Genomic DNA, 21,785 nt, shown 5'->3' on the forward strand with positions numbered 1-21,785 from the left:
GAAAGCGACGCGGGCCGTGCGGATGTCTCAGGAGGTCCGTCCCGGCAGCATCAGCCGTTCGACCAGCGCCTGGTACAGGCCCGGCAATGCTTCCAGATCCGACACGCGTATGTGCTCGTCGACCTTGTGGATGCTCGCATTGACCGGTCCGACCTCGATGCACTCCGCACCCAGCGGGGCGATGAAACGCGCATCGGACGTGCCGCCCGCCGTGCTCTCTTCCGGTGGCGCGCCGACGAACTCGCCCAGCACCGCGCGCGCGGTGGCGCGCAGATGGCCTTCCGGTGTGTAGAACGGCTCGCCGCCACGCAGCCACTGGATGCTGTAGTCCAGGCCATGCCGGCGGAGGATGCCCTCGATCTCCTGCTCCAGCCGCTCCGCTGTCCAACTGGGATTGAAGCGCAGGTTGAACACGAGCTGCAGCTCGCCCGGAATCACGTTGCTGGCGCCGGTGCCGGCGTTGATGTTGGAGATCTGCAGGCTGGTCGGCGGGAAGGTTTCGTAGCCGTCGTCCCACCGGCGCGCGGCCAGTTCGTCCAGCGCTGGCAATGCCTTGTGGATGGGATTCAGCGCCTTGTGCGGATAGGCCACGTGGCCCTGCACGCCGTGCACGTTCAAGGTGCCGGTCAGCGTGCCGCGACGACCCACGCGCAGCAGGTCACCCAATGCCTCCTTCGAGGAAGGCTCGCCGGTGACGCACCAGTCGATCTTCTGGCCGCGCTCGCGGAACAGCTCGGCGACCTTCTTCACGCCATCGTGCGCAGGACCTTCCTCGTCCGAGGTGACCAGCAGGGCGACCGTGCCGGGATGGTCCGGATGCGCGTCGACGAAGCGTTCCAGCGCGATCGTGCAGGCGGCCACGCTGCACTTCATGTCGGCGGTGCCGCGCCCGTACAGCACGCCATCGCGCACGGTGGGCACGAACGGATCGCTGGTCCAGGCGGACAGCGGACCCGGCGGTACCACGTCGGTATGGCCCAGCAGCACCAGCACCGGCGATCCGCTGCCGTGCGTGGCCCACAGGTTGTCGGTATCGCCGAAGCGCAGGTGTTCGCACTGGAACCCCCACTGCGCCAGCCGCGTCGCCAGCACCTGCTGGCAGCCCGCATCGTCCGGCGTCACCGAATGACGGCGGATCAGTTCGCTGGAGAGTTCGACGACATCGCTCACGCGCCGGCTCCGAACTGCTTCTTGAAGCCGTTGTCGCTGAAGCTCTGCGAAAAGCCCGCCACGCCGCCGACGACGACCGGACGGCGGATCAACTGCGGATACTCCTTCAACAGCAGTTTCCACTCCGCATCGGAGCCGGGCGTCTTGCGGTTCTCCGGCAGCTGCCGCCAGGTCGTCGACGACTTGTTGATCAACGCCTCCCAACCGCCCGCTTTATCCGCCCAGCCCTTCAGCGTCTCCGGCGATTGCCGATTGTCGCGGTAGTCGATGAATTCGTATGCGACACCGAAACGGTCCAGCCACTTCGTCGCTTTCTTGCAGGTGTCGCAGTTCTTCAGGCCATAAAGCGTCGTCATGGGCTCAGTCCGCCAGCCCGCGCAGCAGTTCGTTGACACTGGTCTTGCTGCGCGTCTTCTTGTCGACCTGCTTGACGATCACCGCGCAGTACAGCGAGTGCGAACCGTCGGCGGCCGGCAGCGAACCGGACACCACGACGCTGCCCGGCGGCACGTAGCCGTAGGTGATTTCCTTCGTGGCGCGGTTGTAGATGCGCGTGGACTGGCCGATGAACACGCCCATGCTGATCACGCTGTGATGGCCGACGACCACGCCTTCGACCACCTCCGAACGCGCACCGATGAAGCAATGGTCCTCGATGATGGTCGGGCTGGCCTGCAGCGGTTCCAGCACGCCGCCGATGCCGGCGCCACCCGACAGGTGGCAGTGCTTGCCGATCTGCGCGCACGAACCGACGGTCGCCCAGGTGTCGACCATCGTGCCCTCGCCCACGTAGGCGCCGATGTTGACGAAGCTGGGCATCAGCACGACGTCCTTGCCGAAGTACGTGCCGCGACGGGCGATCGCCCCCGGCACCACGCGCACGCCGAGCTTGCGGAAATCGTTTTCGTCGAACGCACCGAAGCGGGCTTCGACCTTGTCCCAGAACGGCGCGGGATAGGCTTCGACCAGCTCCATCTCGTTGACGCGGAAGTACAGCAGCACGGCTTTCTTCAGCCACTCGTTGACCTTCCAGCCGCCCTTGCCGTCCGGCTCCGCCACGCGCAGCTTGCCGCTCTCCAGGCCTTCGATGGCCAGTTCGACGGCGGTGCGCGTGGAGCCTTCGATCTCTGCCGGCGTCAGTTCGGCACGGCGCTCGAACGCGCTTTCGATGGTGGACTTCAGTTCTTCGTTCTTGCTGGCTTTGCGGGTCATCAAAGGTTCTGCCGGATCGGATCAGGGGGGAGTGTCGAGGCCGGCGCGCAGCGCATCGCGCAGCGCGTCCTGCAATGAGGGGTCGGTGAGCGGCTGGTCGTGCTCGTCGGTGATCTGGAACACGTCCTCCGCACGTTCGCCGAAGGTCGCGATGCGCGCGTCGTGCACGCGCAGTCCCTGCCGGCGCAGCACCTGGGCCACGTCCGACAGCAGGCCGGGGCGGTCGGGCGCGACGAAGCCGAGGACGGTACGGCGCCCGTCCGGCGTGGTGCCCAACTCGATGCGCGGCGCGAAACGGAAATGCTTGAGCTGGCGCGGCACCGCGCGGCGCGACGTGCGTACGCTGTCCAGCGGCCGCGCCAGGGCGATGCCGAGCGTGCGCTGGACGTCTTCGGGGTCGCGCGGCGCATACGTATCGGCCGGCAGCACTTCGAACGTATCGAAGACCGCGCCCTGCGGCCCCACCAGCACGCGCGCCTGGTGGATGGCGAAGCCCATGCGGTCGAGGGTGGCGAGAATGGCGGCGAACAGGCCGTCGCGGTCCGGCGAATGCACGAACACTTCCATCGCGTCCGCATCGTCGGCGATGCGTCGTGCGCGCACCCGCGTCTCGCCCGGCGTGGCGCCGCGGATGGCATGCGTCTGCCACGCCAGCTGTTCGGGACGGAAGCGAAGGAAGCTCTCCTCCGGCATCGTCGTGAACAGCGCGTCCGCCTGCGCCGCCGACAGGCCCTGCAACTCCAGCAGCGCACGCACGCTGCCGCGAGCCTCGTCCAACCGTTCACCCACGGCCACCGGATTCTCCAGGCCCTCGCGCAGCACCCGGCGCGCGGCGAAGTACAGGTCCGCCAGCAGCCGGTCCTTCCACGCATTCCACAGCTTGGGACTGGTGCCGGCGATGTCCGCGCAGGTCAGCAGGTACAGATAGTCGAGGCGCTCGCGGTCCTCCACCAGGGCGGCGAAGGCGTGGATGACGTCCGGATCCGAAATGTCCTGCTTCTGCGCCGTCACCGACATGCGCAGGTGCTGCTCGACCAGCCAGGCCACCAGCGCGCTGTCGGCCTCGCTGAGCGCATGCGCCGCGCAGAACTCGCGCGCATCCACCGCACCCAGTTCCGAATGGTCGCCGCCGCGCCCCTTGGCGATGTCGTGGAACAGGCCCGCCAGCAGCAGCAGTTCCGGCTTGCGCAGGCGCGGCCAGACTTCATGCGCGATGGAAAAGCGCTCGTCGGCACGACCCGCGGCGAACGCCGCGATGTTCCGCAGCACCATCAGCGTGTGCTGGTCGACGGTATAGACATGGAACAGGTCGAACTGCATGCGCCCGGAGACCCGTGCGAACGCCGGGATCCACTGCCCCAGCACGCCCAGGCGCGCCATGCGCGTGAGGGTTTCCACCGCGCGCGGACCGCGCAGCAGGGCCATGAAGGCATCGCGTTGCGCACGCGTGGCGGCGGGATACGCGGACAGCGTCGGCAACGATTCGGCCAACGCACGCGCGGTGCGCGAATGCAAGCCACGGACCTGCGGATGCGCTGCCCACGCTGCGAACAATGCGAACACCTGGCCGACATCGTTCGCCGGCCAGCCACCCTGCCGCGCGGCAAGGTAACCGCGGCGCAGCGAGAACTGCTCGTCCAGCGCCTCGGGCAGCGCTTCGCCGTCGAACTGCTCCTCGAACCGCTGCAGCAGGCGGTCGCTGATCCGCCGCACGATCGCCGCACTGCGGTAGAAGCCCTGCATCATCTTCTCGACGCCGAGGTTTTCGGCGTCGTCGGCAAAGCCCAGCCGCAGTGCCAGCGTCTTCTGGTAGTCGAAGCGCAGGCGCTCCTCGGGCCGTCCGGCCACGCGGTGCAGGCCGTAGCGCAGGCGCCCCAGCGCACGCCGTTCGCGCGCCAGTGCGGCGGCCTCGTCCGGGCCGAGGTGGCCCAGACCCACCAGCGCCTCCAGGTCGCGCACGCCGAACGTGCGCAGCGCCATCCAGCCCAGCGTGTGCAGGTCACGCAGGCCGCCGGGACCTTCCTTGATGTTGGGTTCGAGGTTGTCGGACGTATCGCCGAAGCGCGCGTGGCGGATGCGCAACTCCTCGCGCTTGGCGACGAAGAAGTCGCGCGGCGGCCAGACGCGGGCCGGGCCGATCGCATCGATCAGCAGGCCTTCGTCGACCGGCTCGCCGACGATCAACCGCTCTTCGATCAGCGCGGTCAGCACGCTCTGGTCGGCGGCCGCCGCCGTGCATTCGCCTGCCGAGCGCACGCTGTGGCTGATCGGCAGGCCGGCATCCCACAGCAGCGCGAACAGGCGCGCGACGGCGTCGTGCTGGGCCTGCTGTGCGCCGGGCGACGCCAGCACCAGCACGTCGACGTCGGAATGCGGGAACAGTTCACCGCGGCCGTATCCACCGACCGCGAACAGCGCCATCGGCGCATCCGCCGGGATGCAGCGCGCCCACGCCTCCTTCAGCAAATGGTCGACCGCCCGCGCACGCAGCGCGAGGATGCGGTCCATGCCGTCGTCGTGGTCGAAGCGCTTGTCCAGCCGTGCATCGGTATGGCCCAGCGAGGTACGCGCCGCCGCCGACCAGGCCGCATCATCGGCGGCGTCCGGGCCGATGTCCGGAAGCCGCGTCGCCTGTCCGTTCGCGGCTGCAGGGGTGCTCACAGGTCGTTGTCGTCGCCCGGCACGCGGGTCAGGATCTCGACGCCGTCCTCGATCACCGCGACCGTGTGCTCCCACTGGGCGGACAACTTGCGGTCCTTGGTGACCACGGTCCAGCCGTCCGGCAGCACGCGGGTGTGCCGCGCGCCCTCGTTGATCATCGGTTCGATGGTGAAGGTCATGCCCGGCTTCAGCACCACGCCTTCGCCCGGGCGGCCGTAATGCAGCACCTGCGGTTCGTCGTGGTAGACCTTGCCGATGCCGTGGCCGCAGTACTCGCGCACCACGCTGAAGCGTTCGGCCTCGGCGTACTGCTGGATCGCATGGCCCACGTCACCCAGCGTGGCGCCCGGCTTCACCGCGCGGATGCCACGGAACATGGCCTCGCGGGTGGTGTCCACCAGCCGCTTGGCCATCACCGACGGGGTGCCGACCAGGTACATGCGGCTGGTATCCCCGTGCCAGCCGTCCTTGATGACGGTGACGTCGATATTGACGATGTCGCCGTCCTTCAGCACCTTCCCTTCGCTTGGGATGCCGTGGCAGATGACGTTGTTGACCGAGGTACAGACCGTCGCCGGGAAGCCCTTGTAGCCCACGTTGGCCGGGATGGCCTTCTGCACGTTGACGACATGATCGTGGCAGATGCGGTCCAGTTCGGCGGTGGTCACGCCCGGCTTCACGTGCGGGGCGACCACCTGCAGCACTTCGGCGGCGAGCCGGCCGGCGATGCGCATCTGGGCGAGGTCTTCGGGGGTCTTGAGCTGGATGGCCATTGGCCGATTATCCCCCATTTGGCGCCGCGGCTGAACGGCCCGGCCGCATCGACGCATGCCGCGGCCGTTCCGCCGGTTTGCGACGGTGCGGGAAAGGCCGCTATAATCCCGCGGCTTCGTGCCCGGGTCCGCCCGGCCGGACCGCCCACGTCGGGCGACACCGACGAATCCACACCTGCTGCCCCAACCCGTGCCGGGGTGCCCTTCGCTGAAGGGTTCGGACACGGAAGCCGCAGGGAGGCCCAACCCCGGAACCCCGCCTTCACCGGCGCCGTCCTCCATAGAACCGGACGGTGGGTTCCCCTTCGATGGAGTTATCGCAATGCCCCAAGTCACCATGCGCCAGATGCTGGAAGCCGGCGTCCATTTCGGCCACCAGACCCGCTACTGGAACCCCAAGATGGCGCCGTACATCTTCGGTGCCCGCGGCAAGATCCACATCATCAACCTCGAGAAGACCGTTCCGCTGTTCAACGACGCGATGAACTTCATCTCGGGCGTCGCGCAGAAGCGCGGCACCATCCTGTTCCTGGGCACCAAGCGCAGCGCGCGCGAGTCCATGAAGGAAGAAGCCGAGCGTTGCGGCATGCCGTTCATGACCCAGCGCTGGCTGGGCGGCACGCTGACCAACTTCGCCACCGTGAAGAAGTCGGTCGCCCGCCTGAAGGAACTGGAAGCCGCCGAGACCGACGGCACCTTCGAGAAGCTGGTCAAGCACGAAGTGCTGGGCCTGCGCCGCGAGCGCGAGAAGCTGCTGGCCTCGCTGGGCGGCATCAAGGACATGAACCGCCTGCCGGACGCCCTGTTCGTCATCGACATCGGCCATGAAGACATCGCCATCAAGGAAGCCAAGAAGCTCGGCATCCCGGTGATCGCGGTGGTCGACTCGAACTACGATCCGGCCCTGGTCGACTACGCCATCCCCGGCAACGACGACGCCATCCGCGCGGTGCAGCTGTACGCCCGCGCCGCCGCCGACGCCGTGCTGGAAGGCAAGGCCGCTTCGCCGAACGCCGCCACCGTGCGCGAGGAAGAGTTCGCCGAAGGCGGCGACGACAAGGGCGCCCGTCGCGCCCCGGCCAAGAAGGCCGCCGGCAAGAAGTCCGACGAAGCCGCCGCCGAGTAATCCGGCTGCAACGCCGCCGCGCCATGCTGCGCGGCGGTCCATGTTCTTCCTTCTCCCCTCCGGAGAAGGTGCCCGAAGGGCGGATGAGGGTACGGGAAGCACGCTGGCGCTCGATGCGTCGCGACTCCCCCGGACCCTCACCCCAACCCCTCTCCCGACGGGAGAGGGGCTTTGCCAATCCAAACAGAGGTAATCCCGTGGAAATCACCGCTTCCCTGGTCAAGGAACTGCGCGAGCGCACCGGCGCCGGCATGATGGAGTGCAAGAAGGCGCTCACCGAGAACAACGGCGACATCGACGTCGCGGCCGAGTGGCTGCGCAAGCAGGGCCTGGCCAAGGCCGACAAGAAGGCCGGCCGCGTGGCCGCCGAAGGCCGCATCGCGGTCGCCCAGGACGGCGGCAAGGCCGTGCTGGTCGAGATCAACTCCGAGACCGACTTCGTCGCCAAGGACGCCAACTTCATCGCCTTCACCGACGCCATCGCGCTGGCCGCGCTGACCTCGGGCGCCGCCGACGTGGAAGCGCTGAAGAGCGCCAAGCTGGCTTCGGGCGAGACCGTCGAGGAAGCTCGCGCCGCCGCCATCGCCAAGCTGGGCGAGAACATGCAGATCCGTCGCCTGGTCGCTATCGACAGCGCCAACAACGTCGCGGCCTACGTGCACGGCGGCAAGATCGGCGTGCTGGTCGAGGTCAAGGGCGGCGACGCCGACCTGGCCCGCGGCCTGGCGATGCACATCGCCGCGATGAACCCCCCGCACAACAAGGCGGCCGACGTGCCGGCCGAGTTCGTGGCGAAGGAAAAGGAAATCGAGCTGGCCAAGATGTCGGACAAGGACAAGGCCAAGCCGGCCGACATCCTGGAGAAGATCATCTCCGGCAAGATCAACAAGATCGTCAACGAAGTCACCCTGTACGGCCAGCCGTACGTGCTGGACAGCGACAAGTCGGTCGAACAGGTGGTCAAGGCCGCCGGCGCCGACGTGGTCGGCTTCCAGCGCCTGGTGGTCGGCGAAGGCATCGAGAAGGTGGTGGAAGACTACGCCGCCGAAGTGATGAAGCAGGCCGGCCTGGCGTAAGCCAACCGCTCCGCTTCACCGGAAAAGCCGCGGGAAACCGCGGCTTTTTCTTTTCCCGCGATGCGCGTAGCCTGCGTCGTCGCGTCGCACGACCACTCGTCGCCCGCGACTAAAGTTTGCCCAATCTTCGCCGAAACTGTTTACAAAGCTGACATTCGGTCACGCTTTGCTGGCATGCTGCCCGCCACTTTCCTTCAGCGTAGTGCGCACCCGGATGCGTCCCGAACTCGAATCCCAGCTCTCGAACTGCCGCAACCTGCCCAGCCCGCCGGGCGTGGCGTTGCGCATCATCGAGCTTGCGCAGGATCCCGAGGTGGTGATGGCGACGGCGGCCGACGCGATCGGCCTGGATGCGGCGCTCAGCGCACGCATGCTGCGCATCGCCAACTCCCCGCTCTACGCCAGCCGCCGCCGCGTCGAGAACCTCTCGCAGGCGCTCACGGTGCTCGGCCTCAACGCGACCCTGACGCTGGCGCTCGGGTTTTCGCTCGCCCGCTGCGGCAGCGGCAGCCACCCCGCTGCACAGGAGCGCGTCTGGCGCCGCAGCGTCATCGCCGCGCTGGCGTGCCGCCTGCTGGGCCAGCACGCCGGCATGCGCAAGGCCGAGGAACTGATGCTGGCCGGCCTGTTGCAGGACATCGGCATGCTGGCGCTGCTGGACGTGCTGGGCGAAGACTATGCACGACTCGTCGAGCAGGCCGACGACAACGCCGCGCTGCTGGCAGCCGAGCGCGAATGGCTGGGCAGCGACCACGCCGCCGTGGGCGGCTGGCTGGCGCGGCAATGGAACCTGCCGGCCCTGCTGCGGGAAGCCGTCATCGAGAGCGAGTCCCCCGCGTCGGACACCACGTTCAATGCCTGCGTCGCGGTGTCCGGCCATGTCGCCGACATCTGGCTCGCCGGTGCCGACGAAGCACGTACCGAAGCAGCGCATCGGCACGCGGCGCTGCAGGCCGCGACGCGCCTCGGGCTGGACTACGCGACGTTCCTTGCGTTGACCGAGGACATGATCGCCGCCCTCCCGGAGGTCTGCGCCATGTTCGACGTGCCGCCAGCGCCGCCCGCCCGCATCCAGGCCCTGCTGGAGCAGGCGCGCGAACTGCTGGTGGTGCGCAACCTGCGCGAGATCCAGGAAGCGGCTCGCGCGCGCAAGGAAGCCGACGAACACGAAGACCGCGCGCGCCGCCTGGCCGAAGAAGTGCGGCGCGACCCGCTGACCGGCGCCTACAACCGCAGCCAGCTGGAAGAGGTGCTGGAGAAGGAGTTCGACGCCGCCACGCGCCACGGCTGGCCCCTGTCGATCGCCTTCATCGACCTGGACGACTTCAAGCAGGTCAACGACCGCTGGGGCCACCTGGTGGGCGACGACGTGCTGCGCAACTTCGCCAAGGCGTTGATGCGGCACGTGCGCAGCAGCGACATCGTCGCCCGCTACGGCGGCGAGGAATTCCTGGTGGTGTTGCCGGGCATCAACGAAGACGCCGCGGCCCAAGTGGTGCGGCGCATCCTGTCGGAGGTCGCGAGCGTGGCGATGGCGCACGTCAACGGCCAACCACTGCACATCACCTTCTCCGCCGGCCTCGCGACGCAAGGTGCGCTGGAACAGTTCCGCCATGTCGACGATCTGTTGCGTGCGGCGGACGAAGCGCTCTATGGCGCCAAGCGGCAGGGTCGCAACCGGGTTTCGGCAGGGACGGTCGGCACCTGAGTTCCGTCGCGGGAAGCCGCGGCTACTGCCGTACCTGCAGCGCCACTTCCTCGTACGGCTGCACCACCACCCAGCCCTCGCCCGCGAACCGCAGCTGGATGCTTTCACCCGATCCACGGCCCAGCAGCGTGCCGAACGAGATGTCGGTGATGATCTCCGGCGTCAGGCCGCCCGACCACGCCACCGTTGCATTGGGATCGGTGAACACCGGCCCGGTCTGCGCGTTCACCGGCAGCGTCAGCGGCTCGCAATGCGAGGTGATGGCCACGATGCCGTGCCCGCCCAGGCGCACGTTGAACAGCCCGCCGGACAGCATGCCGGCGACCTTGCGCATCATCGTGATGCGGCTCTCGATGCCCGACTCCACCGCCAGCACGTCGTTGCCGTTGACGAAAATGGATTCGCCGGCCAACCGCAGCAGGGTAATCCGCTTGCCGGCGTCGGCCAGGTAGACACGTCCCTGGCCTTCGATCTTCATCAGCTGCATGCCCTCGCCGCTGACCGCTTTCTTCAGCAGGTTGCCCAGGCCCTGCTCCAGCACGCCCTGGCGGGTGAACTTCACCGTGCCCTTGCGCGCGACCATTGCGCCGGCCTTGGCCCAGACCAGACCGTTCAGCCGTACTTCGAGCAGGTGCGGACTTTCCAGTTCGAACGCCTCGGGGCTGGCGTCCTTTTCGCGGGACGAGGCGAGGAATTCCTGCAGCGTGCGCACGCTCATGACCATGCCTTGATGCGGGGCGGACAGGGCCACCATGATAGACGCCACCCTGGAGGACCACATGCCCGTCATCGTCGCTGTTTCCCACGCACTGGACGACGTCCCGCGCGAGCCCGTCGCCGCCGATCGCCTGCTGTCGGGCCATCCGTCGCAGGCAGCGGCCAATGCCTATTCGGCCCCCGACCAACGCTTCCACTGCGGCGTGTGGGAGGGTGAGGCGGGCCAGTGGCGCGTGCGGTACACCGAGCACGAGTTCTGCCACCTGCTGCGTGGACGCGTGCGTCTTCGCGGGGACGACGGCAGCGACGTGCTGCTGGAAGCGGGCCAGAGTTTCGTCGTGCCGGCGGGCTTCACAGGCACGTGGGAAGTGCTGGAAACGGCCCGCAAGCTCTACGCGATCTACGAACCCGGCGACTGAGGGGCGGGCTCTCGGCTAGAATTGCGCTGTTTGCCCCCACGCCGAGACCCCCATGCCCGCACCGCTCATGTATCGCCGCATCCTGCTCAAGCTGTCCGGCGAGGCGCTGATGGGGGCGGAGGACTACGGCATCGATCCGGCCGTCATCACCCGCATCGCCCGCGAGATCATCGAGGCACGCGACGCCGGGGCAGAGGTAGGCCTGGTGATCGGCGGCGGCAACATCTTCCGCGGCGCCGGCCTGGCCGCCGGCGGCATGGACCGGGTGACCGGCGACCAGATGGGCATGCTGGCCACGGTCATCAACGCACTGGCCATGCAGGACGCGCTGGAGAAGCTGGGCGCGAAGTGCCGGGTGATGAGCGCCATCAAGATCAACGACGTGTGCGAGGACTACATCCGCCGCCGCGCCATCCGCCACCTGGAGAAGGGCCGCATCGCGATCTTCGCGGCCGGCACCGGCAACCCGTTCTTCACCACCGACTCCGGCGCTGCCCTGCGCGCGATCGAGATCGGTGCGGACCTGCTGCTGAAGGCGACCAAGGTGGACGGCGTCTACGACAAGGACCCCAGCAAGCACGCCGATGCCGTGCGCTACGACCAGTTGACCTACGACGACGTGATCGCCCGCGACCTGCAGGTGATGGATACCGCCGCCTTCGCCCTGTGCCGCGACAGCGACGTGCCGCTGCGCATCTACGACCTGTCCGTGCCGGGCAATCTGATGCGCATCCTGCGCGGCGAGCACGTCGGCACCCTCGTAAAGGGACGCGGCTGACACACGGCATCGCGGGGTCGCACTGCGACCCGAAGCCGATCCCACATGGCATCGACTCCCCCTCTCCCCGCGGGAGCGGGCACGGGGCGAGGGCGGGCCGCCGCGATGCAACGCCTGCAATCACGGCTGTAATAGTGTTCGCCCCACTCCCGCAGGCACCCTAGCCCGCCATGGGACACGGGCATCATCACGGACACGGGGCGCACGCCCATCCACAGGCATCGGCGACGCGCACGTTCGCGTGGGTCACGCTGATCAACCTCGCCTACACCCTCCTCGAGGCGGGCTACGGTTTCCACACCAATTCGCTGGCACTGCTGTCGGACGCGCTGCACAACTTGGGCGACGTGCTCGGACTGGCGCTGGCCTGGGCTGCCGCCGCACTGGCGGGCCGGCCACCGCGCGGCCGGCACACCTACGGCTGGCGCCGCGCGACCCTGCTGTCTCCGCTGGCCAACGCCATCCTGCTGGTCGTCTTCTCCGGCGCGCTGGGCTGGGAAGCGTTGCGGCGCTTCAGCGCGCCTCCCGAGATTCCCGCCACGCCCGTCATTGTGGTCGCCTCGCTGGGCATCCTGGTCAACCTGGGCGCCGCCTGGCTGGTGAAGGATGGTCATGCGCACGACCTGAACAAGCGCGGTGCCTTCCTGCACCTGATGGCCGATGCCGCCGTGTCGCTGGCTGCCGTGCTGGCCGGCGTGGGCATGGCCACCCTGGGATGGGCGTGGCTGGATCCCGCCACGGCCCTGTTGATCGCGATCGTGGTCGCAGTAGGCTCCTGGGGCCTGCTTCGCGACAGTTTCGACGCCGCGATGGATGCCGTGCCGGGCAGCGTGGACCACGACGATGTCCGCGTGTTCCTGCAGGAACAGCCTGGCGTGTCGGCCGTGCACCACCTGCATATCTGGTCGCTGGGCGCGAACGAGATCGCCCTGACCGCGCACCTGGTACGACCTCGCGAGGACGACCACGATGCCTTCATCGATGCCACGCTGCATGCGCTGGACGACCGGTTCGGCATCAACCACGCCACCTTGCAGATCGAACGGGGCGCCGGCTGCGGCCACGATCTGCACGATGCCGCGCCGCATCATTCGCACTGAACGGTGCACTGGCGGTCGGCAAGGGCCGGCAAACGCCCTATAATCGGTCGTTTACAGGCTTTGCAACGGAAAGGGCGATGCTCAACGACATCAAGAAAGACGCGCAGGCGCGCATGACCAAGAGCATCGAAGCGCTCCGCCACACCCTGGTGAAGGTCCGCACCGGCCGTGCGTCGACTGCCCTGGTCGAGCACCTGAAGGTCAACTACTACGGCTCCGACATGCCGCTGAGCCAGGTGGCCACCGTCTCGATCGCCGATTCCCGCTCGCTGGTCATCACGCCGTGGGAAAAGCAGATGGTCAGCGCCGTCGAAAAGGCCATCCTGGCCTCCGACCTGGGTCTGACCCCGAACACCGCGGGCACCACCATCCGCCTGAACCTGCCCGCCCTCACCGAGGAGCGCCGCAAGGAGCTGTCCAAGGTCGTCCATGGCGAAGGCGAGGACACCAAGGTCGCGATCCGCAACATCCGTCGCGATGCCAACCAGCAGGTCAAGGACCTGCTGAAGGACAAGCAGATCACCGAGGACGAAGAGCGCCGGACCGAAGACGAGATCCAGAAGCTCACCGACAAGTCCATCAAGGACGTCGACGACGTCGTCAAGGCCAAGGAACAGGAACTGATGGCGGTCTGAGGACCGCCATGTCCCCTGCCGTGCCCGTGCCCCGCCACCTGGCCGTCATCATGGACGGCAATGGACGATGGGCGGAGCGCCGGCGTCGCCCACGCGTGATCGGCCATCGCGCCGGCGCGCGCGCGGTGAATGTCTGCATCGACTTCTGCCTCGAGCGCGGCATCGGCGCACTGACCCTGTTCGCGTTTTCCAGCGAGAACTGGGGACGGCCCGAGGAAGAGGTCGGCGCGTTGATGAAGCTGTTCCTCAACGCGCTCGATCGCGAGGTCGACGAACTGCACCGGCGCCAGGTGCGCGTGCGCTTCATCGGCGACCGCACCCGCTTTTCCGCCGACATCCGTGCCCGCATGGATGGGGCCGAGGCGCTGACCCGCGACAATGCACGCCTGCACCTCGTGATCGCCGCCAGTTACGGCGGGCGCCAGGACATCGCGCATGCCGCACGTGCGCTCGCTGCCGAGGTCGCGGCGGGCCGGTTGCGGCCCGAGGACATCGACGAGACCGCACTGGGTGCGCACGTCGCGCTGGCCGACCTGCCGCCGCCCGACCTCTTCATCCGCACCGGCGGCGACCACCGCATCAGCAACTTCCTGCTGTGGCAGCTGGCGTACACCGAACTCTGGTTCACCGACGTGCTGTGGCCCGACCTGGACACCGCGCTGCTGCAGCGCGCGCTGGACGATTTCGCGCAGCGCGAGCGCCGCTTCGGCCTGACCAGCGCACAAGTCGCCGGCAGCGCCACCGAGAGCAGCCCTGCATGAGAGCGAGCATCGCATGAGCGCCACCCGCACCCGTGTCATCGCCGCGCTGGTGATGGCGCCTTTCGCCATCGGCGCGATCCTGCTGCTGCCCACCTCCTGGCTGGCCATGCTGGCCGCGCTTGTGTTCCTGGTGGGCCTGTGGGAGTGGTTCAAGCTCGCCGAGATCGACGACACGCTGCAGCGTACCGTGCTGCTGACCGCCAACCTGCTGGTGATGGTGGCACTGGTGTGGGCATCGCGCGGCTCGGGCGACGCCACCGACCTGGTGCCGCTGCGCCTGATGGCATTGGCCGGCGTGGTCTGGTGGCTGCTGGCGCTGCTGTGGCTGCGCTTCTTCACCTTCGCCTCCGACCACGAGACCTGGGCGCGCGTCTTCAAGCTGGCGGCAGGCACGCTGGCCGTGGTGCCGGCCTGGTGCGCGCTGGGCCTGATCCACTCGTCGCAGCCGAACGGGCACATCTGGCTGTTCGTCGCCCTGGCCATCGTGTGGGCGGCCGACAGCGGCGCCTACTTCGCGGGCCGTCACTTTGGCGGACGCTGGTTCGGCGGCCGCAAGCTGGCGCCCCGGATCAGCCCGAACAAGACACTGGAGGGCCTGCTGGGCGGGCTGGTCGCCGGCATGCTGGTGGCCGCCGCCGGCGCGCTGATGGCCGGCGCGGGTGTCGGACAGCTTGCCGGGGTGCTGATCGTGGCCGTGTTCACCGTGCTCTTCTCGGTGGTCGGCGACCTGTTCGAGAGCCTGCTCAAGCGGCATGTCGGCGCCAAGGATTCGGGCGACCTGATCCCCGGGCATGGCGGCGTGCTGGACCGTATCGATGGCGTGCTGGCGGCCTTGCCGATCTTCGTGCTGGGCAAGGAAATCTTCGGATTCTGAGCATGGCCGTGCATGCCTCCCGCAATGTGGCGGTCCTGGGCGCGACGGGCTCGATCGGCGCGTCGGCGCTGGACGTCATCGCGCGCCATCCGGAGCGCTACCGCGCCAGCGTGCTGGCGGCCGGCGGCAACGTGGACGCGCTGCTGGCCCTGTGTGCGACGCATCGTCCCGACCATGCGGTGATCGCCGACGAAGCCCTGTACGCACGCCTGCGCGACGGCCTGTCCGATGCCGGGCTGGCGACCCGCGCGCACGCCGGCATGGCGGCGCTGGATATGCTGGTCGTCGATCCGGATTGCCACGTCGTGGTGGCAGCGATCGTCGGGGCGGCCGGGCTGGCGTCGACGCTGGCCGCGGCCACCGCCGGCAAGCGCCTGTTGCTGGCCAACAAGGAATCGCTGGTGCTCGCAGGCGAACTGATGATCGCCGCAGCGGATGCCGCAGGCGCGGAAATCATCCCGATCGACAGCGAACACAACGCCATCTTCCAGTGCCTGCGTTCACGACAGGCTCAGGCCCAGGTCAGCCGCATCGTCCTGACCGCGTCGGGCGGGCCCTTCCGGGGCCGCAGCCGCGCCGAACTGGCCCAGGTCACGCGTGAACAGGCCATCGCCCATCCCAAGTGGGTGATGGGTCCGAAAATCTCGGTCGACTCGGCCACGCTCATGAACAAGGGCCTGGAGCTGATCGAAGCGCACCACCTGTTCGGCGTCGGCCGCGACCGGCTGGACGTGCTGGTGCATCCGCAGAGCCTGGTGCATTCGCTGGTGGAATTCGTCGACGGGTCCACGCTGGCTCAGCTCGGCCTGCCGGACATGCGCACCTCGCTCGCGGTGGGTCTGGGCTGGCCCGAACGGATCGATTCCGGCGTGGGCGGGCTGGACCTGCTGAAGCACCCGCGGCTCGACTTCGAGGCTCCGGACCTGGCGGCTTTCCCGTGCCTGCAACTGGCGTGGGAGGCCATGGCGGCTGGCGGCACCGCACCGGCCGTCCTGAATGCCGCGAACGAAGTCGCAGTTTCAGCCTTTCTTCAGGGCCGGATCGGTTTCCTATCCATCCCTGCGCTGGTCGAGGACGCCCTCGCCGCGCTGCCTGCGGTGCCGGCGGATTCGCTGGAGGTCCTGCTGGCAGCGGATGCAGAGGCCCGTCGATTGACCGAACACAACCTCGCAGGCCACCTCTCCGCATGAGCACCGACATCCGATGAGTGACGTGCTGGGCTCAATCTGGTGGATGATCGTGGCGCTGGGCGTACTGGTCACCTTCCACGAATTCGGCCACTACTGGGTGGCGCGCCGGTGCGGCGTGAAGGTGCTGCGCTTCTCCGTGGGCTTCGGCAAGCCGCTGTGGTCGCGCCGCGACCGCAACGGCACCGAGTTCGCCGTTGCGGCCATCCCGCTGGGCGGGTACGTCAAGATGCTGGACGAAGCCGAAGGCGACGTTCCTGCCGCGCAGCTGGACCAGGCCTTCAACCGCAAGTCCGTCTGGCAGCGCATCGCCGTGGTCGCGGCCGGCCCGCTGGCCAACATCCTGCTGTGCGTGATCCTGCTGTGGGCGATGTTCGTGATCGGCAAGCAGGATTACTCGGCCACGCTGGGTAGCGCCTCGGGCCTCGCAGCCGACGCCGGTTTCCAGCGCGGCGACCGGATCATCCGGGTCGGCGATCGCGCGATCGATACCTGGACCGACGCGTCTATCGCGCTGACCAAGGCCGCCATCGACGGCGCAGACCTGCCGGTGGACGTCGAGACGGCCGCGGGAGGGACGGCAACGCGCACCCTGCCGCTGTCGCGGCTGCCAGCCGGATTCGACCAGGAAAACGTGATCGGCCTGAGCGGCCTGGTCTGGCAGCACTGGGTAACCCCGGCCGTCATCGGCAAGGTCGCGCCCGGCTCGGCCGCCGACGGCGTGCTCGAGGCCGGCGACACCGTGACCGCCGTCGACGGCCAGCGGGTGTACGGCTTCGCCGACATCGCGCGCCAGGTCGACGTGCTGGGCAAGCAAGGTAGCGGCGCCATGGTGGAAGTGGACCGCAAGGGCCAGCGCCTTGCGTTCGAACTGACGCCGCGCTGGACGAAGCACCCCGATGCCGGCAAGGGCCACTACTGGGCACTGGGCCTGGCCCCGCCCGATGAGGTCCGGATGCCGGGTTACGACACGCGGCTCCACTTTGGCCCCCTGGCGGCCGTGCCTGCGGCCCTGCGTGAGACCGGCAAACTGACCTCGGACTCGCTGGGCATGATCCGGCGCATGTTGACCGGCGAGGCCTCGCTGAAGAACGTGTCCGGCCCCATCACCATCGCCCAGGTCGCCAATGTCTCGGCCAAACGGGGCGTGGACTGGTTCCTCTGGTTCCTGGCGGCGATGTCCCTGAGCCTGGCCATCATCAACCTGCTGCCCATCCCCGTCTTGGACGGCGGGCACCTGCTGTATTACCTTATCGAATTGGTCAAGGGCAGCCCCTTGAGCGAGCGCCACATGGTGGCCGGACAATATGTGGGCCTGGCCGCACTCGCGGGCCTGATGGGACTGGCGTTCTACAACGACATCCTGCGTCTGATGACGCGTCTGGTGACCTGATGCCCCTGAACTTCCACGGGCCGGCCCGCTCCAAGGTGGCCGCCCTTTCCTTGGCGACACCCCGGACCGCCACCCCGCGGTCCACTCCTGCGTTGCAGGAACCACCCCAACCGGATGTGATGATGACGCGACTGCCTTCCCGCCGCCTGCTTGCCCTCGCCCTGGCTTCGGCCATCGCCATGCCGGCACTGGCCCAGACGACGGAACCCGCTGCCGCGCCCGTGGCCGCCGCGCCGCTGAGCAATGCACCGTTCACCGCGACGGACATCCGTATCGATGGCCTGCAGCGCATCTCGACCGGTACCGCGCTGACCTACCTGCCGATCGAGCGCGGCGACGTCGTCACGCCGACCAATGTGGGCGAGTCCATCCGCGCGCTGTACAAGACCGGTTTCTTCGAGGACGTGAAGCTGGACCGCCAGGGCGACATCCTGGTGGTGACCCTCACCGAACGCCCGGCGATCAACAAGCTGACCCTGACCGGCAACAAGGACATCAAGACCGATGACCTGATGTCGGGCCTGAAGGACATCGGCCTGGCCGAAGGCGAAACCTTCGACCGGCTCAGCCTGGACCGGGTAACGCAGGAACTGGTGCGCCAGTACAACAACCGCGGCAAGTACAACGTCGAGATCACGCCGACCGTCAGCCCGCTGGACCGCAACCGCGTGGACGTCACCATCGCCGTCAAGGAAGGCAAGGCCGCCAAGATCAAGCACGTCAACGTCGTCGGCGCGGAAAAGTTCGCCACCGAAGACCTGCTGGACAACTGGGAATCCAAGGAAACCACCTGGCTGTCGTGGTACCGCCGCGACGACCAGTACTCGAAGGAAAAGCTGTCGGGCGACATGGAGCGCCTGAACTCGTGGTACCTGGATCGCGGCTACGTCGATTTCAACATCGACTCCACGCAGGTATCCATCAGTCCCGACAAGCGCGACATGTTCATCACCGCCGGCATCACCGAAGGCGAGCAGTACAAGATCTCCGACGTCAAGGTCACCGGCGACACGGTGCTGCCCAAGGAAGAGGTCGAGAAGCTGGTGATCGTGAAGCCCGAGCAGACGTTCTCGCGCATCCTGCTGGAAATGACGGCCGACTCGATCACCGCCACGCTGGGCAACATCGGCCACGCGTTCGCGCAGGTCAACCCGATCCCGACCATCGACCGCGACAACCGCACCGTCGCGATCAACCTGCAGGTGGTGCCGGGGCCGCGCGTCAACGTGCGTCGCATCGTGTTCAAGGGCAACACGCGCACGTCCGACGAAGTGCTGCGTCGCGAAATGCGCCAGTTCGAAGGCAGCTGGTTCTCGCAGGTCGCGGTCGACCGTTCGCGCGTGCGCCTGCGCCGCCTCGGCTATTTCGAGACGGTCGACGTCGAAACCACACCGGTCCCCGGCACCAACGACCAGGTCGATGTCGTCTTCAACGTGAAGGAAACGACCTCGGGCAGCTTCGTGTTCGGCCTGGGCTATTCGCAGTTGTCCGGCCTGACCACCTCGATCCAGCTGTCGCAGAACAACTTCCTCGGCGGCGGCAACCGCGTGTCGGTCGAAGCGCAGCGCAGCGACTACCTGCAGCGCTATTCGTTCTCGTATACCAACCCGTTCTTCACCGACGAAGGCATGTCGCTGGGCTACAACCTGTGGTGGCGCGAGTTCGACTACTCGGACTTCAACACCGCGCAATACTCGACCACCAGCGCGGCGGCGCAAGGCATCCTCGGCCTGCCGATCACCGAGAACGACACCGTGTCGCTGCTGTTCGGCGTGGACAGCAACGAGATCCTGACCTTCGGCGGCTCCACGCCCCGGTCCATCGTCGACTACATCGATGCGGTGGGCCAGCGCACGTTCCATGCCTGGCGCACCGAACTCGGCTGGGCGCGCGACACGCGCAACGACTACTTCATGCCCACCGGCGGTACCTACCAGCGCGTGTCGGCCGAAGTGGCGCTGCCCGGCTCCACCGTGCAGTACTACAAGCTCAACTACGAGTTCTCCAAGTACTGGTCGCTCAGTCCCTCGTTCGTGTTGAACACCCGCGCGGAAGTCGGCTACGGCGACAGCTACGGTTCGGACATCTACCGCTACATCTGCCGCGCAACCGGCTCGGATCCTCAGATCCCCGGCCAGGGCACCACCACGCGACCGGCGGCCGATGGCACCTGCGCCGACGGCGGCACGCTCGACAGGACGCTGGTCGCCAGCGGGCTGCCGTTCTTCGAGAACTTCTACGCCGGCGGCACGCGCTCAGTGCGCGGCTTCCGCGACAACACGCTGGGTCCGCGCTCCGAAGTGATCTCGGGCTACCGGGGCCAGCCGCTGGGCGGTTCGTTGAAGACCACCGGCTCGGTCGAGCTGATCTTCCCGAAACTGTTCGACTCCAATGCGGCGCGCGTCTCGGCCTTCTTCGACTTCGGCAACGTGTTCAACGGCGTGGACAACTTCGATGCGGGCGAACTGCGCGCCTCCACCGGTATCGCCCTGCTCTGGCGTGCCCCGGTCGGTCCTATCTCGATCAGCTACTCCTTCCCGATCAAGAAGGAAGAAGGCGACGAACTGGAGCGCCTGCAGTTCACCTTCGGCGGCGCGTTCTGACGGCTGCGGCACGCAAGCCGGATGGCCAGGATGGGGGGCGGAAGCCCCCCTTCTGCTGTCCACCATACGCCACCGTGAAAGCGGTTCGCGCGCGGCAGGGGCTAAACTACACGCCCTATGAATCCTCCTTCCTTCACCTCCGGTGACCTGGCCGAGCGCTTCGCGCTGGAGCTGCGTGGCGATGCGGACCTCCGCATCGACGGCGTGGCCACGCTGGCGCGGGCCGAGCCGGGGCAGCTCGCCTTCCTGGCCAACAGCCGCTACCGCGCCCAGCTGGCGGACAGTCGCGCCAGCCTGGTCGTGCTGCGTGCCGACGACGCCGGCGAGGCTGCGGGCGCCGTGCTGGTGGCGAAGGATCCCTATACCGCCTTCGCGAAAATGGCGGCGTTGTTCGAACGCAAGCCGGCTCGCGAACCCGGCATCCATCCCAGCGCCGTCATCGACCCCAGCGCACGCATCGAGGCCGGCGCCCATGTGGGGCCCTTCGTGGTGGTGGGCGCGCGCAGCGTCGTCGGCGAAGGCAGCGTCATCGGCCCGGGCTGCGTGATCGGCGACGACTGCCTGATCGGCGACGGCTGCGAACTGATCGCCCGCGTCACCCTGGTCACGCGCGTGCGCCTGGGCCAGCGCGTGCTGATCCATCCCGGTGCCGTGATCGGCGCGGACGGCTTCGGCCTGGCGATGGACAGCGGGCACTGGATCAAGGTGCCGCAGCTCGGCGGCGTGATGGTCGGCGACGACTGCGAGATCGGCGCCAACACGACCATCGACCGGGGGGCACTCGACGACACGGTGCTGGAGGAGGACGTCCGCCTCGACAACCAGATCCAGATCGGCCACAACGTCCGCATCGGCGCGCATACCGCAATGGCAGGGTGCAGCGCTGCCGCCGGCAGTGCCCGCATCGGCCGCTACTGCCTGATCGGCGGTGCCGCCGGCGTCCTCGGCCACCTGGAAATCTGCGACCGCGTGGTGGTCACCGCCATGTCGCTGGTGACCAGTTCCATCACCGAACCCGGCGAATATTCCAGCGGCACGCCGCTCACCGACAACCGTACCTGGCGCAAGAACGCCGCCCGCTTCAAGCAACTGGACACCCTCGCACGACGGGTGCTGGCAGCCGACAAGGAATCCTGATGACCCTAGACCTGCAACTACCGATCGACGCCGCCACCATCCGCAAGCTGCTGCCGCATCGTTACCCGTTCCTGCTGGTGGACCGCGTGGTGGAGTTCGAGAAGGACAAGCGCGTGCTGGCCTACAAGAACATCACCCAGAACGAACCCTTCTTCACCGGCCACTTCCCGGATCGCCCGATCATGCCGGGCGTGCTGATCATCGAGGCGCTGGCGCAGGCCGGCGGACTGCTGACTCAGCTGTCCCACCAGGGCGACACCGCGGGCCGCATGTTCTACATGGTGAAGGTCGAGAATGCGCGGTTCACCCGCATGGTGGTGCCCGGCGACCGCCTGGACCTGGACGTCACCCTGAAGCGCCTGATCCGCAACATGGCCTTCTACACCGGCGTGGCCTCGGTCAATGGCGAACAGGTCGCCTGCGCCGACGTGCTGTGCGCCGAGGACACCCGCTGA

At 67.9% G+C, this 21,785-nt stretch carries 20 protein-coding genes; 14 read left to right on the forward strand and 6 right to left on the reverse strand.

Features of this window, described 5'->3' with window-relative positions:
* Positions 1-27: 27 nt before the first annotated feature.
* The 5 genes from dapE to map are packed head-to-tail and all read right to left on the reverse strand — an operon-like array spanning position 28 to position 5,816.
* Positions 28-1,170, reverse strand: coding sequence for a succinyl-diaminopimelate desuccinylase (dapE, locus tag V7060_RS04960; RefSeq protein ID WP_334178150.1), 1,143 nt, complete (start codon positions 1,168-1,170; stop codon positions 28-30).
* A complete protein-coding gene (locus V7060_RS04965; RefSeq protein ID WP_334178151.1) occupies positions 1,167-1,526 on the reverse strand; it encodes a Spx/MgsR family RNA polymerase-binding regulatory protein in 360 nt (119 codons plus the stop codon). Before V7060_RS04965 ends, dapE begins: the two co-directional genes overlap by 4 nt.
* 4 nt (positions 1,527-1,530) lie before the next feature.
* Positions 1,531-2,382: a 2,3,4,5-tetrahydropyridine-2,6-dicarboxylate N-succinyltransferase gene (gene dapD / locus V7060_RS04970; RefSeq protein WP_334178152.1), complete on the reverse strand. Its 852-nt coding sequence runs from the start codon at positions 2,380-2,382 to the stop codon at positions 1,531-1,533.
* 21 nt (positions 2,383-2,403) lie between these two features.
* Positions 2,404-4,995 (reverse strand): [protein-PII] uridylyltransferase, encoded by a 2,592-nt coding sequence (glnD, locus tag V7060_RS04975; RefSeq protein ID WP_334178400.1) that lies wholly within the window; start codon positions 4,993-4,995, stop codon positions 2,404-2,406.
* Between the two features lie 44 nt (positions 4,996-5,039).
* A complete protein-coding gene (gene map / locus V7060_RS04980) occupies positions 5,040-5,816 on the reverse strand; it encodes a type I methionyl aminopeptidase (RefSeq protein WP_334178153.1) in 777 nt (258 codons plus the stop codon).
* 322 nt (positions 5,817-6,138) lie between these two features.
* Between map and rpsB the strand changes: the two genes are divergently transcribed.
* The 3 genes from rpsB to V7060_RS04995 all read left to right on the forward strand — a co-directional run bounded on the left by rpsB (position 6,139) and on the right by V7060_RS04995 (position 9,726).
* Entirely contained in the window at positions 6,139-6,942 is an 804-nt protein-coding gene (rpsB, locus tag V7060_RS04985; protein ID WP_334178154.1) for a 30S ribosomal protein S2, read from the forward strand.
* A gap of 197 nt (positions 6,943-7,139) precedes the next feature.
* The gene (gene tsf, locus V7060_RS04990; RefSeq protein WP_334178155.1) at positions 7,140-8,018 is read left to right on the forward strand and encodes a translation elongation factor Ts; all 879 of its coding nucleotides are present in this window, start codon (positions 7,140-7,142) and stop codon (positions 8,016-8,018) included.
* A gap of 214 nt (positions 8,019-8,232) precedes the next feature.
* Positions 8,233-9,726: a GGDEF domain-containing protein gene (locus V7060_RS04995; protein WP_334178156.1), complete on the forward strand. Its 1,494-nt coding sequence runs from the start codon at positions 8,233-8,235 to the stop codon at positions 9,724-9,726.
* Positions 9,727-9,748: 22 nt separating this feature from the next.
* Here V7060_RS04995 and V7060_RS05000 read toward each other — a convergent pair whose 3' ends face one another.
* Positions 9,749-10,444, reverse strand: a complete 696-nt coding sequence (locus V7060_RS05000) for an AIM24 family protein (protein WP_334178401.1) — start codon at positions 10,442-10,444, stop codon at positions 9,749-9,751.
* Positions 10,445-10,478: 34 nt separating this feature from the next.
* On the opposite strand from V7060_RS05000, the gene V7060_RS05005 reads away from it, so the two are divergent.
* The 11 genes from V7060_RS05005 to fabZ all read left to right on the forward strand — a co-directional run bounded on the left by V7060_RS05005 (position 10,479) and on the right by fabZ (position 21,785).
* A complete protein-coding gene (locus V7060_RS05005; protein ID WP_334178157.1) occupies positions 10,479-10,862 on the forward strand; it encodes a cupin domain-containing protein in 384 nt (127 codons plus the stop codon).
* A gap of 52 nt (positions 10,863-10,914) precedes the next feature.
* The gene (gene pyrH, locus V7060_RS05010; protein WP_334178158.1) at positions 10,915-11,640 is read left to right on the forward strand and encodes a UMP kinase; all 726 of its coding nucleotides are present in this window, start codon (positions 10,915-10,917) and stop codon (positions 11,638-11,640) included.
* A gap of 170 nt (positions 11,641-11,810) precedes the next feature.
* Positions 11,811-12,740 (forward strand): cation diffusion facilitator family transporter, encoded by a 930-nt coding sequence (locus tag V7060_RS05015; RefSeq protein ID WP_334178159.1) that lies wholly within the window; start codon positions 11,811-11,813, stop codon positions 12,738-12,740.
* Positions 12,741-12,817: 77 nt separating this feature from the next.
* Positions 12,818-13,375, forward strand: coding sequence for a ribosome recycling factor (gene frr, locus V7060_RS05020; protein WP_334178160.1), 558 nt, complete (start codon positions 12,818-12,820; stop codon positions 13,373-13,375).
* Between the two features lie 8 nt (positions 13,376-13,383).
* On the forward strand, positions 13,384-14,136 hold the full coding sequence (gene uppS, locus V7060_RS05025) for a polyprenyl diphosphate synthase (protein WP_334178161.1): 753 nt from the start codon (positions 13,384-13,386) through the stop codon (positions 14,134-14,136).
* A gap of 13 nt (positions 14,137-14,149) precedes the next feature.
* Positions 14,150-15,010, forward strand: a complete 861-nt coding sequence (locus V7060_RS05030) for a phosphatidate cytidylyltransferase (protein WP_334178162.1) — start codon at positions 14,150-14,152, stop codon at positions 15,008-15,010.
* Between the two features lie 2 nt (positions 15,011-15,012).
* A complete protein-coding gene (locus V7060_RS05035; RefSeq protein WP_334178163.1) occupies positions 15,013-16,200 on the forward strand; it encodes a 1-deoxy-D-xylulose-5-phosphate reductoisomerase in 1,188 nt (395 codons plus the stop codon).
* A gap of 13 nt (positions 16,201-16,213) precedes the next feature.
* Positions 16,214-17,590, forward strand: a complete 1,377-nt coding sequence (gene rseP, locus V7060_RS05040; RefSeq protein WP_334178164.1) for an RIP metalloprotease RseP — start codon at positions 16,214-16,216, stop codon at positions 17,588-17,590.
* Between the two features lie 122 nt (positions 17,591-17,712).
* Entirely contained in the window at positions 17,713-20,193 is a 2,481-nt protein-coding gene (gene bamA, locus V7060_RS05045; protein ID WP_334178165.1) for an outer membrane protein assembly factor BamA, read from the forward strand.
* Positions 20,194-20,310: 117 nt separating this feature from the next.
* Positions 20,311-21,330, forward strand: coding sequence for a UDP-3-O-(3-hydroxymyristoyl)glucosamine N-acyltransferase (gene lpxD, locus V7060_RS05050; RefSeq protein ID WP_334178166.1), 1,020 nt, complete (start codon positions 20,311-20,313; stop codon positions 21,328-21,330).
* Positions 21,330-21,785 (forward strand): 3-hydroxyacyl-ACP dehydratase FabZ, encoded by a 456-nt coding sequence (gene fabZ / locus V7060_RS05055; RefSeq protein ID WP_062354858.1) that lies wholly within the window; start codon positions 21,330-21,332, stop codon positions 21,783-21,785. The genes lpxD and fabZ overlap by 1 nt, the downstream gene beginning before the upstream one ends.

This window comes from Pseudoxanthomonas sp., from assembly GCF_036845285.1.
Lineage (GTDB): Bacteria > Pseudomonadota > Gammaproteobacteria > Xanthomonadales > Xanthomonadaceae > Pseudoxanthomonas_A.